Below are 14,781 nucleotides of genomic sequence, written 5' to 3' on the forward strand. Positions count from 1 at the left end.
CTTATGCAAGGTATTTTAATTATTGCTCACGGAAGTCGTGAAAAACAAACTGAGGAAACATTTTTAAAAATGGTTTCTATGATAAAAGAAAAAGTAAATATGCCTGTTGAATATGCTTATATGGAATTTTCACCTAAAAATATTGAATGTGGTTTAAATGCACTTGTTGAACAAGGCATAAACGATATTAAAGTTGTGCCATATTTTTTGTTTAGTGGTATTCATATACGTGAAGATATTCCACAAGAAATCAATGAATTTGTTGAAAAGAATGCTAATGTAACGATAACAATGGGCGATACTTTGGGTGCTGACCCTCGTATTGCTGATGTTTTGGCAGATAGGATTTTGGGAAAATGAAAATATATGTGATAGGTGCAGGACTTGGAAAAGCAGAGCTTATCAGTCAAAATTCACTTAACATCATTCAAAACTCCGACATGGTTATAACAACAGATCGGCTTCACGAGAAATTTAAAAGCTTAAATCAAAACAGTATCTCATTGCCTTTAAGCCAAATACCTCAAAAAATAAAAGAGAACGGTTCACTTAAAAAAATAGCAATATTGGCTTCGGGCGATATTGGTTTTTATAGCATTTCAAGTATGCTGAAAGAAGCTCTTTCTGATTTTGAGCTTGAATTTATAAGTGGAACAAGTAGTCTGCAATATTTAACTGCGAAAATGCAAATTCCTTATGATAACGTTAAAACCGTTAGTGTTCATGGCAGAGAACGCTCTGTAATACCGTTTGTTTGTTATAATGAAAGGGTATTTGTATTAACTGGTGGAAAATATAAAGCTCATGATGTCATTAACGAGTTAATCAATGCTGGTTTGGGTAATGTTTTTGTTACTTTAGGTGAAAATCTTTCCGATAGTAACGAAAGAATTATCAGTGACAAGGCTTGTAATTTAAAAGATATCATGTTTGATAATCTTTGCGTTATGTTGATTGAAAATCTAAATTATCATAACGCTAATCAGGTTTTGCGTGATAGCGATTTTGTTAGAGCGAAAGTCCCTATGACAAAAGAAGAAATCAGAAACTTAAGCCTTTCAAAGCTTGCAATCAATAAATCCGATATTGTTTACGATATTGGCGCAGGAACAGGCTCTGTATCGATTGCTATGGCTTATAAAGCATGTGAAGGCTTTGTATATGCAATTGAAAAAGAGCAAGATGCTGTTGAGTTAATTGGTGTCAATAAAGCAAAACTTGGCGCTTTTAATTTAATTGAAAAAAACGCAAAAGCTCCTGAGGGGATAGATGAATTACCTACTCCAAATAAGGTATTTATCGGCGGAAGTTCAGGCAATCTGGATCAGATTTTTGACAGCGTATTATCCAAAAACAAAAATGTTAGAATCGTAGTGAATGCAATAACGTTAGAAACGTTGAATGAGGCAGTCAACTGTTTTCAAAAAAGAAGTATTGAAGCTGATATTATATGTGTAAACGTATCAAAATCAGAAACAATTGGTAGCTACCATATGATGAAAGCGCAAAATCCTGTATATATTATAAGCGGTGAAAGTGATGAATGATTTAACTTTAACTAGTAACAGAATTATGCTTACCGCAACAGGCAGCGGAGCAGGTAAAACTACGATTACTTGTGGACTTTTAAAAGCTTTGATAAATCGCCATAAATCAGTTGTAAGTTTTAAATGCGGTCCTGATTATATAGACCCGATGTTTCATTCCAAAATAATCGGTACAAAATCAAGAAATCTAGATATCTTTATGTGTGGTGAAGATAACGTTAAATATCTTCTTGCAAAAAATTCTGTTGGTTGTGATATTTCGGTTATAGAGGGCGTTATGGGAATGTATGATGGGCTTTTGTTCCAATCTGATTATGCATCATCCAATCACCTATCAAAATTAACCGACACACCCCAAATACTGATTGTAAACGTAAAAGGTATGAGTCTTTCCGTTGTTGCTTTAATTAAAGGCTTTCTTTGTTACAAAGAAAACAACATAAAGGGTGTTATTTTGAATAACTGCACACAGGGTATGTATTCAATTTATAAAAAAATGATAGAAGATGAACTATCTGTTCATGTATATGGATACTTTCCCAATGTAAAAGAGGCTTCCATTGAAAGCAGACATTTAGGCTTGGTAACCGCTAACGAAATATCCGATATCAATAAAAAGCTGGATTTACTTGCAAAAACAGCAGAAGAATGTCTTGATATTGATGCCATTCTTTCTCTAGCGTCATCTGCTAAAGCGTTGCAATACAAAGCCATAGAGCCAAGTATGACAAAGAAATTGAACGTAAAAATAGCAGTAGCAAGGGATAACGCATTTTGTTTTACTTATGAGGACAATATCGATTTGCTGAAAAAACTTGGAGCAGAAATAGAATATTTTTCACCGCTCAATGACACTACACTTCCCAACAATATGGATGGGTTGATTTTATGCGGAGGATATCCCGAAGAATATGCCCAAGAGCTTTCAAAAAATAAAGCCATGTTACAATGCATCAAAAATGCAATTGAAAACAAAATGCCTACCATTGCGGAATGTGGCGGTTTTATGTATCTTATGGATAGCATAACGGATAAAAACAATATCTCATATCCAATGGTATCGGCAATTAAGGGCAATTCCTATATGACTTCAAAGCTTTCAAGATTTGGCTATATTAATCTTACCGCCAAAGTTGATAATTTACTTTGCAAAAAGGGTGAAAGCATTAACGCACATGAATTTCACTATTCAAACAGTGACAATAACGGTGATGACTTTCAAGCAAGCAAACGCAGTAAAGAATGGGATTGTATTCATGCAACAGATACCTTATTTGCGGGCTATCCTCATATTCACTTTTGGGGAAATACCAATTTCGCAGTAAACTTTATTCAAAAATGTGATGCATACAAACAGAGTAAGGAGAGCCTATGATGACATTGAGCGAAGCTTTAACCAAAATAGAAGAACCATCAAAGGATGCTATAGCAAAGGCAATTAATCGTTGGGATAATATTGCAAAGCCTTTAAAAAGCTTAGGATTGCTTGAATCTACTATTGTTAAAATAGCAGGAATTCAAAAAACGCCAAATGTAAACATAGATAAAAGATGTGTTGCGGTTATGTGTGCCGATAATGGAGTTGTCGCACAAGGTGTAACGCAATCCCCAAGCGAAATTACTGCCGTCGTTACTGAAAATTTTGCAAAAGGCTGTACAAGTGTATGCATTATGGCAAAAAGTGCAAATGCAGATGTCATTCCAATTGATATTGGCGTTTATCGTGATGTTAATGTTAGCGGAGTTATCAATAAAAAGGTTATGTATGGCACAAACGATATGACACAAATGCCTGCAATGACAAGAGAACAAGCTGTAAAAGCAATCGAAGTCGGTATTAACACCGTAATCGAATTAAAGGAAAAGGGTTATAAAATTATAGCAACCGGTGAAATGGGAATTGGCAATACAACAACTAGTGCAGCAATTACGTCAGTGCTTTTATCATTACCTGTAGAATATGTAACTGGAGTGGGTGCAGGGCTTACAAGTGATGGGCTAAAGCGTAAAATCAATGCAATCAAAAAAGCAATAGAAGTGAACCAGCCAAATAAAAATGATCCGATTGACGTTCTTGCAAAGGTCGGCGGGTTGGATATTGCGGGAATTGTAGGGCTATATATAGGTGGTGCAGTATGTAATATACCGATCATGATTGACGGCGTTATTTCAGCGGTTGGAGCTATTATTGCATTGAAACTATCTGAAAGATGTAAGCATTACATGATTGTATCCCATGTTTCAAAAGAGCCTGCAGGCAAATTATTGTTAGAAGAGTTAGGATTTAAACCGCTTTTAACATGTGAAATGTGCCTTGGCGAGGGAACCGGTGCAGTTGCAGCACTCCCAGTTATCGATATGGGACTTGCGGTTTATAACAATACATATACCTTTGAAGATGCAGAAATCGAAAAATATGAGGACTTAAATAAGGCATAAATAACAAGTGGAGGTGTACAATGCTGATTTTAGTTTTAGGCTCAAGCGGAAGTGGAAAATCCGCATTTGCAGAAAATATTGCTACCTCCCTCTCGAAAGAATTGCTTTATGTTGCAACGATGCAGCCTTTTGGAAATGAAGCAGAACAAAGAATTAAAAGGCATCGTGAAATGCGCAAAAACAAGGGCTTTATAAGCGTTGATTGCTATGCGGATTTGGAACACTTTCAGCTTGAAAAGAAATATGGAGTTGTGTTGTTGGAATGTATGTCAAATCTGCTTGCAAACGAAATGTATCGTGAAAATGCCAATAGGGAAGATTTAATTCATAAAATAATAAGCGGGATTGAAAAAATAAAAGCACAAACTGACCATTTCATTATCGTTTCAAATGATGTTGGATGTGATCTGAACGATTACAGCGAAGAAACACTTTCTTATATAAATAAGCTTGGAATAATCAATCAAGAGCTTGTAAAAAAGGCTGATACAGTAGTTGAAGTTGTTTGCTCAATACCGATATATCACAAAGGGGAAAAGCTATGGTAAAAGACATAATAAGTGGATTGGTAACCGCATTTTCAATGTATTCCATTGTACCAATGCCACAAATGGAATGGAATAAAAACACAATGAAATACGCAATGTGCTTTTTTCCTTTAATAGGATTGCTTATTGGCGGAGTGGTATATGGAGCAACTGCACTAAGCAGTTATTTTAAAATTAGTCCGTTACTTTATTCTGCTATTTTAGTTTTCATTCCTATTATTATTTCGGGAGCGATCCATCTTGACGGGTTGATTGATACAGGAGATGCACTCTATTCTAGGCTTGAAAGAGAAAGAAAGCTGGAAATACTAAAAGATCCTCATGTTGGTGCGTTTGGAGTCATTTTATGTGGAGGATATTTGTTATTAAGCTTCGGAGTAGCAGGACAATTTTATCAAAATACAAAACTGCTGCCTTTCTTATGTCTTGGATATATCCTATCAAGAGGCTATAGTGCATTATCTATAGTGAGTTTTAAAACGGCTAAAAATTCAGGACTGGCTTACATTTTTTCAGACAATGCCAGTAAAAAAACTGTTAAAATAACAAGTTTGCTTTATATCATAATAGCTTACGTGGGTATGCTTTTTATAAATCCTATCATAGGAATGATTACATTGGCTTTAAGCCTAGGTCGGTTTATTTTGTTTAAAATGATGTGTTATAAAAAATTTGGTGGTCTTACTGGCGATTTAGCAGGATATCTACTTTGCACAATTGAATTTATAATACTTTGTATAAGTGCATTTGGGGTGATGATATGAGGTTTATTATAGGTGGAAATGCAAGCGGAAAGCTTCAAAGAGTATATGAGCTTGGCTATCAAGACAGTGATATTCTTTATTGTAAACATAATGAAATACCTCAAATAGAAAACCAAAGAGTTTTATACAAGCTAAATACTTTGATAGATACACTTATGAAACATGATATTGAGCCTAAAGAATATATAAATTCATTGATGAAAAATTCAAATATCGAGGTTATTGTTTGTGATGAAGTTGGGTGTGGCGTTGTACCTATGCAAAGATATGAACGTGATTTCAGAGAATGTGTCGGTAGAATCAGCTGTTTGGTTGCAACAAATGCAAATAGTGTTGAAAGGATATACTGCGGCATAGCTACAGTTATAAAATCAGATGAAAGTTAACGTTATCATGATACGCCATGCCAAAACTCGTGGTAATTTGAACCATGAATATATAGGATCAACGGATGAAAGCTTGTGTGAAATAGGTGTAGAAGAGTTGAAAATGAACGGTAAGCGTTATCCTCATGCTGACTATATCTATTCAAGCCCATTGAAACGATGCATTGAAACAGCAGCTATCATATATGATGATAAAAAACCTATCATTGAAAATGATTTGCGTGAATGTGATTTTGGCGATTTTGAAAAAATGAATTATGAACAGTTAAAAGATAGAGAAGAATACCAACGCTTTATTGATAGTAATGGGGAAGCGAGCTTTCCAAACGGCGAAAGTAAAAGCCAATTTTCAAAACGATGTATTAAGGCTTTTGAAAAAATAGTAATAAATCAGGATGATGGGGATACCATAGCTATTATTTGTCATGGCGGCACAATTATGGCTGTTTTACATCAATACAGCAATCCACATAAAGACTTTTACGAATGGCAAGCGAAAAATACGCAAGGCTTTACTTTTGTATTTGATACAAACATAAAAAAGGCTATAGATATTAGAAGATTACAGGGGGAAAGTTGAAGATGGAAATATTAGTTGCAGTAATAATCGGGTTTATACTTGATTTGATTATTGGTGATCCACAATGGCTTCCACATCCTGTAAGATTGATTGGCTTTTTGATTGCAAAAGGCGAAAAAATAATCAGAAAAATTCTTCCTAAAAAAGAGTTTATAGGCGGTATGATATTAACCGTATTGGTAACGGCAATCTCTTTTGTAGTCCCATATTTTATCCTATACTTTGCAGGACTGTTTAGCATCTATCTAAAAATAGCAATAGAGGCTGTATTTTGTTATCAAATACTTGCAACGAAGTGTTTAAAGGTTGAAAGTATGAGAGTATATCAATATCTTATAAAAAAGGATATTTTAAATTCAAGAAAATATCTATCATGGATTGTAGGAAGAGATACCGAAAATTTAGATGAACAGCAAATATCAAAAGCAGTGGTTGAAACAATTGCCGAAAATACATCTGACGGAGTAATTGCTCCTATGATTTTCTTAGTAATTGGTGGTGCACCATTAGGCTTTTTCTATAAAGCGGTTAATACACTGGATTCTATGATAGGCTATAAAAATGACAAATATCTGTATTTTGGAAGATTTGCGGCAAAACTTGATGATGTCTTAAACTTTTTACCGGCTATAATTTCAGCAATGTTTATGATAGCGGCAAGCTTTATCGTAGGCCTTGACTCTAAAAATGCAGTGAAAATATATAAACGTGATAAACATAATCATTCAAGTCCTAACAGCGCAAAAACTGAGGCAGTTGCAGCCGGTGCTTTAAACTTAATGCTTGCGGGAGATGCTTATTATTTTGGCAAACTGGTAAAGAAGAAAACCATAGGCGATGATAATAAAACGATAACGCCCCAAGATATTCCTACTATGAACAAGCTGATGTATGCAACAGCAACGGTTTCTATTCTTATTTTATCCGCAATAAGGCTAACTATGGTGATATTACTATGATAAATAACAATAATACATATACGAAAAAGAAAAGCGATGTGAATACAGTATCATGCCGCCATGGTGGAGATGTCTATACCAAGCGTATAATGAAATATGCGGATAAAATAGTCGACTTTTCTGCAAACATCAATCCGTTGGGAATGCCCGATAATGTAAAGAATGCGATTATTGAAAATATTGATGCATATGAGTGCTATCCGGATCCATTTTGTAGAGAGTTAAGAGATGCAATTGCAAAAGTTGAGAATACAAAACCGCAAAATATAAGTTGTGGTAATGGTGCGGCGGATATTATATATAAATTAGCATGGGGATTGAAGCCTCAGAAAGCATTACTGCTTGCTCCAACTTTTTCGGAATACGAACAGGCTTTAAATACCGTTAGCTGTAAAGTCGAATATTATAACTTAAAACAAGAAAACGAATTTCAATTAGATGAGGATATATTAGATTGCATTACAGATGATATTGACATTATGTTTGTTTGTAACCCGAATAATCCAACCGGAATTGTTACTCCTAAACCGTTAATGAAAAAAATATTGGATCAATGTAAATGCTGTGGGGCTATTTTGATTGTAGACGAATGTTTTATGGATTTTGTAATGGATGAAGAACAATATAGTATTTCTTCTATGATAGAAAGCTATGATAATTTAGTAATCATGAAGGCTTTTACGAAAATCTACGCTATGGCGGGAATAAGGCTTGGATATATGCTTTGCTCCAATCAAAACATCATTTATTCTGTTAATAATGCATCGCAATCATGGAGTGTTTCAACAGTTGCAAGCAAATGCGGAATAGCTGCTTTAAATAATTCCGATTATGTAAACAAAACCAAACAGATGATAAAACAAAACAGGGAGTATCTGATTATTGAACTCAATTCACTTGGCTTTCGAACCTTTGATTCAAGTACAAATTATATACTATTTTATACCGATAATGTAACCATTCAAACAGAGCTTGAGCAGTATGGGGTTTTAATTCGAAATTGTGATAATTACCATAACTTAAAAAGTGGCTTTTATCGTATTGCGGTTAAATCTCAAAAGGATAATCAATATTTAATAGAATGTATTAGAAAAGTAGTAACGGAGTAACAACAGATGAAAGTTATATTTGTAATTATAGACGGTGCAGAACGATCCGATTATGAATCGCTCACATTGAATCAATATACTCATGAACATCTGCTTTTGAATAATACACCTATGGGAATGAATGCAAACAGCCTTACTTGTATCTTAAACATACTTGGTGTTCCACATGATAAAATTCCGAAAGGAAGAGCCTATCTGGAAGCATTAGCGTCCAATATTAACATAGATCAGAATGATATAGTATTTCGTTGTAACGGCGTTGAGATACAAAATAATGTGCTTGTGTCTTCTTGTAAAGAGGTCAATACTACTTTTGTTAATAATCAAGTGCAAATCATACCTCTTGGAGGTTATAAAAATCTACTTATGATTAAAAACAGTAAGGAATGCTTTGATTCCATATCTACTTATGAGCCTCATAATAATATTGGAAAAAATATAAATTCTCTATTGCCTACATGCAGTAATATGCAATTACAAAATTTGTTGCAAGAGCTTATATTGAAAAACAATCTTTGGGCATGGGGTCAAGCCGTTCAAACAGATCTACCTTCATTCAATACTCTTCATCATAAAAATGGTGCAATTGTATGTAAAACCGAAATTGTAAAGGGTATTGCTAAAGCAATGGGAATGGAATGTCCCGATATGAAAAATGCAACAGCAGAAACCAATACGGACTTGAAAGAAAAAGCCGATATGACTTTAAAGCTTTCACAAATATATGATTTTACAATGCTGCATATTAACGGCGCAGATGAAGCGGCTCATAGGAAAAACGCTGATGAAAAACATGCGTTTATTCAAAGAATTGATCAGGAAGTCATATCGTATCTGATAAAAAATATTGATCAGGATACTGCTTTGATTGTTACTTCAGATCATGTAACAGATGTTAAGACGGGCGAACACAAAAATGAGCCTACAGACTGTTTTATATTGAATAAAAACAAGGAGTGTGAACAATGGCTAAAGCGATAATGATACAGGGAACAACATCAAACGCAGGCAAAAGCTTAGTTGCGGCTGGACTTTGCCGAGTTTTTATGCAAGACGGTTATAAGGTTGCTCCTTTTAAGTCTCAAAATATGGCGCTCAATTCTTTTATTACAGATGATGGCTTTGAAATGGGAAGAGCACAGGTTATGCAAGCAGAGGCAGCTGGTATTGCTCCTGATGTAAGAATGAATCCGATTTTATTAAAGCCTACAAGTGATAAAGGCTCACAAGTAATTGTGAACGGCGAAGTTATGGGCGATATGTCGGCAAAAGATTATTTTGCACATAAGCTTGAACTTGTTCCAAAAATAATGGAAGCTTACAATAGTCTTTCAGAGGAATATGATATTATTGTTATAGAGGGTGCAGGCAGTCCTGCAGAAATTAACTTAAAGTCACAAGATATCGTAAATATGGGTATGGCAAAGCTAGCAAAAGCACCTGTACTGATTGTAGGCGATATTGACAGAGGTGGCGTTTTTGCGGCACTAGCAGGAACAATGCTGCTTTTAGATGATGATGAAAAAGCGATGGTTAAGGGCACAATTATTAATAAATTCCGTGGCGATGTATCCATATTGGAGCCAGGGCTTAGAAGCCTTGAAGAGATAGTGAAAGTGCCTGTTGCAGGTGTTTTACCATATTTAAAGATAAATGTGGATGACGAGGATAGCCTAAGCGAAAGATTTGATAAGAGCCTTGCTCCCGCACTAGTAGATATAGCGGTCATTCGATTGCCTCGTATATCTAATTTTACTGACTTTAACCCATTTGAATATATTGAGGGGGTATCCTTAAGATATGTTGGTGGTATTTCGGAACTTGGAAATCCTGATTTAATTATCATTCCTGGAACCAAAAATACAATGTCTGATTTGCTTTGGTTACGTCAATCCGGATTGGAGGCTGCAATTTTAAAGCATGCATCAAAAGGGTTTCCGGTAATAGGTGTGTGCGGTGGATACCAAATGCTTGGAATGACATTAAAAGATCCCTATTCTGTTGAACATGGCGGCGAAATGTCTGGACTTGGCTTGCTTGAATGTGATACTGTATTTGAAAAGCAAAAAACTAGAACAAGGGTTGAGGGGAGATTATCAAGTGTCGGCGGCATTTTTAGTGAGTTATCCAATACTGAATATGAGGGTTATGAAATACATATGGGTGTTACTTCAAATAATAAAGACATTGTAAACTCAGATAATATTTACGGTACTTATATTCACGGTATTTTTGATAGAGATACAGTATCTAAAGTAATCGTTGAAGCTTTGTTAAAAGCCCAAGGTCTTGATTGCTCTTCCATAAAAGCATTTAACATCGCTGATTATAAAAGCGAGCAATATGATATCTTAGCTGAATCAATCAGAACATCGCTTGATATGGAGTATATCTATAAAGTTTTGAATGAAGGAATATAGCTATGAAAAATGAACTTGGACTAATTCATATCTATTGTGGAAATGGAAAAGGAAAAACGACTGCAGCTATAGGGCTTGCATTAAGGGCGTTGGGATTTGGGTTTCAAGTTGTAGTGGTACAGTTTTTAAAAGACGGCAACAGCAGTGAATTGAAAGCGCTTAAAATGTTTCCGAACGCAACCGTAATCTCAGGAAAAGATGTTGCAGGCTTTTCGTTTAAAATGACTGATGATCAAAAGCAAATTGTAAAGGAAAATCATAATCAACACCTAAAAAGTGCAATTGAGCTTTGTCAAAATGAGCAATGCGATGTGCTAATACTTGATGAGGTTTTAGATGCAGTAAATTTGGAACTGATTGATTATAATATGCTTATAGAATTTATCAAAAACAAATCATCACATATCGAAATAATTATGACGGGTAGAAATCCTAAGAAAGAACTTGTTGACCTTGCCGATTATATTTCTAATGTGACAAAAGAAAAACATCCTTATGATCAAGGTATAAAAGCAAGAGGAGGAATAGAAATTTGAAGATAGATAACATTCAACCTGCTGATATTGAAAAACGCAGTTTTGAAATCATAACTGAAATTTTGGGCGATAAAAAGCTTGATCCTAAAAACGAAAAAATAATCAAGAGGGCAATTCATACTTCAGCTGATTTTGATTATGCCGATAATCTTTATTTTTCAGAGAATGTAACCGATATTTTAATCAATGCTATTCGAAATGGCGCTGATATTGTAACGGATACGCAAATGGCGAAATCAGGAATTAACAAGAATACTCTGAAAAAGTTAGGTGGAGAAGTCCATTGTTTTATTTCCGATGAGGATGTTGCTTTGGAAGCAAAAGAGCGTGGGGTAACAAGGGCAATTGTTTCAATGGAAAAGGCTTGTGAAATTAAAAAGCCTGTAATCTTTGCAATTGGAAACGCACCGACAGCACTTTTAAGGCTGAAAGAGCTTGTTCAAGAGAACAAATTGAATCCAGTTGGAATAATTGGAGTACCAGTTGGATTTGTTAATGTTGTGGAATCAAAAGAACAAATTATCGATACGACCATTCCTTGTATTGTTGCAAGAGGCAGAAAAGGCGGCAGCAATATTGCCGCTGCAATCTGCAATGCACTTATTTATATGGCGTAATTATGCTTATTATGGTGAAGTATATTAATTTAATGCCTAGATGTATCTAATTTGTACTGTAATATGATAATAAAAGCCTTGAGTTGATTGACTCAAGGCTTTTGTGTGATTAACTTTTTATCTTGACTTTGACTCAAGATTCTTGTTTATTGCTTTTTTCGCAACCATATATTAAAGCATATAAATCCAGTAAAGCAAAAGATGCAACCTAATAACATGGAAATACGAATACTATAATCCGCAGAGATTCCAAACAACAAATTGGGAATTAAACTGACAATGTTCATTGCTATTGAGTAGATAGACAATATCGTAGCTCGATTTTTTGAAATTTGCTGGTTTTGAATTTCCATACTGATGGGGAAAAATAAGCTTGTCGCAATGCGAAGTAGTAAAATACCTAATACCGAGAGAATTGCATTATGAAATAGTGAAAGTATAAAGCAAGCGATAGTACCAAATAAAAACAACATATTTCCAGTTTTATTTTGTCCAAGCTTGGTTACTAAGCGATGTGAAAATAAAGATGCAAATTCAGATATTGTTAAAAGAATATATAAATAGCCCATGTTGGAAACTGAAATGCCACTCTCAGTATACTGTAATTGGCTTAAAAATACGGTAATAGTCTGATTGCTTTCCACCAATAATGCACTACCAATTAAAAATAAAAAGAACTGTTGGGGTAGGTTGAAAAAAGAATTTACAGCTTCTTTTATAGAAAGTTTTTCTTTCTTATTATCCTTCTTTTTTGTTGGCTCTTTCAAAAAAAGTGATAAAAATAAAGCCATGGAATACGCAATTACTGTTAACAATCCAAGAGATTTATAATTAATATTTGAAAGAAAAGTAAAAGAAAGAGAAGCAATAAGAATGCCTAAAGTGCCCATGGATTGCCATATGCCAAATACTTTATTTGCTTTTTTTTGATCAATTGATTCATATAGAAATGCACTATCACAACCTGATTGTCCAGATAACGCAAAGGCGAGTAGTATACGTTCAAATATGAACATCGAAAAACTATTTGCTTGCCAAAATATAATTTTGGATAAAAAATATATTGAGTTGGAAATCAGTATTGTATTTTTATAGCCGATTTTATCAGCAATGACACCCCAAGGAAATTCTAAGAATAGAATTAATACCATATAAATACACTCGATTATAGCAATTTGAAATACAGTAATACCTTGTGATTTGCGATAAAGTGTTGCAACGGGTGCATAAAAAACCATACCTTGTAAAAAGGTAATGGTAAATAATAAAATTAAATTTTTTCGGTTAATAATGAACCCTCCGATTTAAAAAATGTATAACAACAAAGCCATTTTAAAATGGCAGGTATGAAATTCCATTGTATTAAATCGGACAAATCATAATAAACTCCTTGAAATATTATATATAATATTATAATAACTAGATTAGAAATAGTAAATAGTAAATTGAAATAATTATTTACTGCTTTACCGTTTCTTTCAACTTTGTTTTTTCATAAATCATAAATAGGACAAATAAGATAACACCTTTTAGAATGCTTGAAATGCTAATACTCCACCATATACCGCTTAAGCCAAGCGCAGTACTGCTAAGAAATAGAGCCATTGGAATACGGGCTACAGTAAAAGTAATGCTTACAATAGATGGTGGCAGTGTTTTGCCGAAACCGGAGAATGCGCCAGCTGTTACAATTTCTACACACATGAATAATTGTGAAACGCCGAGGATTACAAGATAATCAACACCAACTGGAATAACAGCTGTTTCTGTAATGAAGATTTTGAATATTGGCTCTGCAAGAAAAATGAGTAAAAGAGTGGATAGTGTACCCCATATTGAAATTAAAGATAAAGCAGATTTATATCCTTTTTTCGCACGTTCAATATTCTTTGCACCATAGTTTTGCGCAATAAACGAGTTGATTGCAACGGAAAATCCGTCTGCGGTCATCCAAGAGATGGATTCGATTTGGCTTCCAACTTTTTGTACAGCAACAGCAGCATCACCAAAATTAGCAATTAGCCTTGCAATAATCATAGAAATTGCGGTGAATGTCATACTTTGAATTGCGGTTGGAAAGCCAATTTTAATAATTTCTTTTTGACAGATCCAGTTTGGCTTTTGGAAAACGTTGACTTGATGAAATAACATGGTATCTTTGATTGCGTAAAAAACAAATAGTAAAGAAACAACACCTTGTGCTATAATAGTAGCCCAAGCAGCACCTGCAACACCCATCGGAGGAATTGGACCCACACCAAATATGAAAACAGGATCTAATATAATGTTGATGAATAGGCCAACGGTTGTTGTTAGAAATGGTGTTCTACTGTTACCGGTTGCAGTAATCAATCCAGAAAAAATTTGGTTAACAAACTGAAAGATAATTGCACCACCCGTAATCTTTAAATATACTTCAGCATCAGCAATTACGGTTGCACTATTTAAATTGAAAAATGCGATAAGCGGCTTTGCAAAGAGAAACATAATCAAGCCAAAAACAATCGAAAAGAATATTCCTAGCTGTAGGGAATTGCTTGCATATTCTGTAGCTTCTTCCCGTTTTTGTGCGCCCCATTTTTGTGCAACCATAACTTGTCCGCCCATACGTGCAAGAACAGCCATACCTGTTGAAAGCCAGCCAAACATAGAAGCAGAACCAACTGCAGCAACCGCATTACTGCCTATTTGACCGATCCAAATCATGTCGGTTAAGTTATATGCCATTTGAATGAGCGATGTAGCCATAATAGGGATTGCCAGTTTTGTAAGTGAGGTGAAAATGTTTCCTTCTAAAAGGTTAATACGTTTGCTCATTAAAACACTCCTGTAAAATTAATGTTGTGAAATGGAATAGACAAATGTCTTTTATTATG

Annotated in this window: 16 protein-coding genes; 14 read left to right on the forward strand and 2 right to left on the reverse strand. The window is 34.6% G+C overall.

The features are described from left to right. Positions 1 to 3: 3 nt before the first annotated feature. The 14 genes from RBG61_RS08515 to RBG61_RS08580 are packed head-to-tail and all read left to right on the forward strand — an operon-like array spanning position 4 to position 11,905. Complete coding sequence (locus RBG61_RS08515) at positions 4 to 360, forward strand: sirohydrochlorin chelatase (protein WP_307942623.1); 357 nt, start codon at positions 4 to 6, stop codon at positions 358 to 360. Then, complete coding sequence (gene cbiE / locus RBG61_RS08520) at positions 357 to 1,547, forward strand: precorrin-6y C5,15-methyltransferase (decarboxylating) subunit CbiE (RefSeq protein WP_307942625.1); 1,191 nt, start codon at positions 357 to 359, stop codon at positions 1,545 to 1,547. The genes RBG61_RS08515 and cbiE overlap by 4 nt, the downstream gene beginning before the upstream one ends. Further along, on the forward strand, positions 1,540 to 2,922 hold the full coding sequence (locus RBG61_RS08525) for a cobyrinate a,c-diamide synthase (RefSeq protein WP_307942627.1): 1,383 nt from the start codon (positions 1,540 to 1,542) through the stop codon (positions 2,920 to 2,922). Before cbiE ends, RBG61_RS08525 begins: the two co-directional genes overlap by 8 nt. Next, positions 2,922 to 3,986: a nicotinate-nucleotide--dimethylbenzimidazole phosphoribosyltransferase gene (cobT, locus tag RBG61_RS08530; RefSeq protein ID WP_307942629.1), complete on the forward strand. Its 1,065-nt coding sequence runs from the start codon at positions 2,922 to 2,924 to the stop codon at positions 3,984 to 3,986. Before RBG61_RS08525 ends, cobT begins: the two co-directional genes overlap by 1 nt. Before the next feature lie 20 nt (positions 3,987 to 4,006). After that, the gene (locus RBG61_RS08535) at positions 4,007 to 4,534 is read left to right on the forward strand and encodes a bifunctional adenosylcobinamide kinase/adenosylcobinamide-phosphate guanylyltransferase (RefSeq protein WP_307942631.1); all 528 of its coding nucleotides are present in this window, start codon (positions 4,007 to 4,009) and stop codon (positions 4,532 to 4,534) included. After that, positions 4,528 to 5,298: an adenosylcobinamide-GDP ribazoletransferase gene (locus tag RBG61_RS08540; protein WP_307942632.1), complete on the forward strand. Its 771-nt coding sequence runs from the start codon at positions 4,528 to 4,530 to the stop codon at positions 5,296 to 5,298. Before RBG61_RS08535 ends, RBG61_RS08540 begins: the two co-directional genes overlap by 7 nt. Then, a complete protein-coding gene (locus RBG61_RS08545; protein WP_307942634.1) occupies positions 5,295 to 5,684 on the forward strand; it encodes a bifunctional adenosylcobinamide kinase/adenosylcobinamide-phosphate guanylyltransferase in 390 nt (129 codons plus the stop codon). Before RBG61_RS08540 ends, RBG61_RS08545 begins: the two co-directional genes overlap by 4 nt. Continuing rightward, entirely contained in the window at positions 5,674 to 6,264 is a 591-nt protein-coding gene (locus RBG61_RS08550; protein ID WP_307942637.1) for a histidine phosphatase family protein, read from the forward strand. The genes RBG61_RS08545 and RBG61_RS08550 overlap by 11 nt, the downstream gene beginning before the upstream one ends. Positions 6,265 to 6,266: 2 nt before the next feature. Next, entirely contained in the window at positions 6,267 to 7,223 is a 957-nt protein-coding gene (gene cbiB, locus RBG61_RS08555; protein ID WP_307942638.1) for an adenosylcobinamide-phosphate synthase CbiB, read from the forward strand. Next, entirely contained in the window at positions 7,220 to 8,332 is a 1,113-nt protein-coding gene (locus RBG61_RS08560) for a pyridoxal phosphate-dependent aminotransferase (protein ID WP_307942639.1), read from the forward strand. Before cbiB ends, RBG61_RS08560 begins: the two co-directional genes overlap by 4 nt. Before the next feature lie 6 nt (positions 8,333 to 8,338). Further along, positions 8,339 to 9,313: an alkaline phosphatase family protein gene (locus RBG61_RS08565; protein WP_307942640.1), complete on the forward strand. Its 975-nt coding sequence runs from the start codon at positions 8,339 to 8,341 to the stop codon at positions 9,311 to 9,313. Beyond that, complete coding sequence (locus tag RBG61_RS08570; RefSeq protein ID WP_307942643.1) at positions 9,298 to 10,752, forward strand: cobyric acid synthase; 1,455 nt, start codon at positions 9,298 to 9,300, stop codon at positions 10,750 to 10,752. Before RBG61_RS08565 ends, RBG61_RS08570 begins: the two co-directional genes overlap by 16 nt. A gap of 2 nt (positions 10,753 to 10,754) precedes the next feature. Continuing rightward, the gene (locus RBG61_RS08575) at positions 10,755 to 11,288 is read left to right on the forward strand and encodes a cob(I)yrinic acid a,c-diamide adenosyltransferase (protein WP_307942644.1); all 534 of its coding nucleotides are present in this window, start codon (positions 10,755 to 10,757) and stop codon (positions 11,286 to 11,288) included. Further along, entirely contained in the window at positions 11,285 to 11,905 is a 621-nt protein-coding gene (locus tag RBG61_RS08580; protein ID WP_307942647.1) for a precorrin-8X methylmutase, read from the forward strand. The genes RBG61_RS08575 and RBG61_RS08580 overlap by 4 nt, the downstream gene beginning before the upstream one ends. A 146-nt stretch (positions 11,906 to 12,051) precedes the next feature. Here RBG61_RS08580 and RBG61_RS08585 read toward each other — a convergent pair whose 3' ends face one another. After that, the gene (locus RBG61_RS08585) at positions 12,052 to 13,143 is read right to left on the reverse strand and encodes an MFS transporter (RefSeq protein WP_307942649.1); all 1,092 of its coding nucleotides are present in this window, start codon (positions 13,141 to 13,143) and stop codon (positions 12,052 to 12,054) included. A 220-nt stretch (positions 13,144 to 13,363) separates the two neighbouring features. Beyond that, on the reverse strand, positions 13,364 to 14,722 hold the full coding sequence (locus tag RBG61_RS08590; RefSeq protein WP_307942651.1) for an MATE family efflux transporter: 1,359 nt from the start codon (positions 14,720 to 14,722) through the stop codon (positions 13,364 to 13,366). Positions 14,723 to 14,781 lie beyond the last annotated feature (59 nt).

Source organism: Paludicola sp. MB14-C6 (genome assembly GCF_030908625.1).
Taxonomy (GTDB): Bacteria; Bacillota; Clostridia; order Oscillospirales; family Ruminococcaceae; genus Paludihabitans.

What these genes read in the sequence shown, in the direction of transcription:
- RBG61_RS08515 (WP_307942623.1), top strand. Translation starts at nt 4, where the DNA reads ATGCAAGGTATTTTAATTATTGCTCACGGAAGTCGTGAAAAACAAACT.
- cbiE (WP_307942625.1), top strand. Translation starts at nt 357, where the DNA reads ATGAAAATATATGTGATAGGTGCAGGACTTGGAAAAGCAGAGCTTATC.
- RBG61_RS08525 (WP_307942627.1), top strand. Translation starts at nt 1,540, where the DNA reads ATGAATGATTTAACTTTAACTAGTAACAGAATTATGCTTACCGCAACA.
- cobT (WP_307942629.1), top strand. Translation starts at nt 2,922, where the DNA reads ATGACATTGAGCGAAGCTTTAACCAAAATAGAAGAACCATCAAAGGAT.
- RBG61_RS08535 (WP_307942631.1), top strand. Translation starts at nt 4,007, where the DNA reads ATGCTGATTTTAGTTTTAGGCTCAAGCGGAAGTGGAAAATCCGCATTT.
- RBG61_RS08540 (WP_307942632.1), top strand. Translation starts at nt 4,528, where the DNA reads ATGGTAAAAGACATAATAAGTGGATTGGTAACCGCATTTTCAATGTAT.
- RBG61_RS08545 (WP_307942634.1), top strand. Translation starts at nt 5,295, where the DNA reads ATGAGGTTTATTATAGGTGGAAATGCAAGCGGAAAGCTTCAAAGAGTA.
- RBG61_RS08550 (WP_307942637.1), top strand. Translation starts at nt 5,674, where the DNA reads ATGAAAGTTAACGTTATCATGATACGCCATGCCAAAACTCGTGGTAAT.
- cbiB (WP_307942638.1), top strand. Translation starts at nt 6,267, where the DNA reads ATGGAAATATTAGTTGCAGTAATAATCGGGTTTATACTTGATTTGATT.
- RBG61_RS08560 (WP_307942639.1), top strand. Translation starts at nt 7,220, where the DNA reads ATGATAAATAACAATAATACATATACGAAAAAGAAAAGCGATGTGAAT.
- RBG61_RS08565 (WP_307942640.1), top strand. Translation starts at nt 8,339, where the DNA reads ATGAAAGTTATATTTGTAATTATAGACGGTGCAGAACGATCCGATTAT.
- RBG61_RS08570 (WP_307942643.1), top strand. Translation starts at nt 9,298, where the DNA reads ATGGCTAAAGCGATAATGATACAGGGAACAACATCAAACGCAGGCAAA.
- RBG61_RS08575 (WP_307942644.1), top strand. Translation starts at nt 10,755, where the DNA reads ATGAAAAATGAACTTGGACTAATTCATATCTATTGTGGAAATGGAAAA.
- RBG61_RS08585 (WP_307942649.1), bottom strand. Translation starts at nt 13,143, where the DNA reads ATGGTTTTTTATGCACCCGTTGCAACACTTTATCGCAAATCACAAGGT.
- RBG61_RS08590 (WP_307942651.1), bottom strand. Translation starts at nt 14,722, where the DNA reads ATGAGCAAACGTATTAACCTTTTAGAAGGAAACATTTTCACCTCACTT.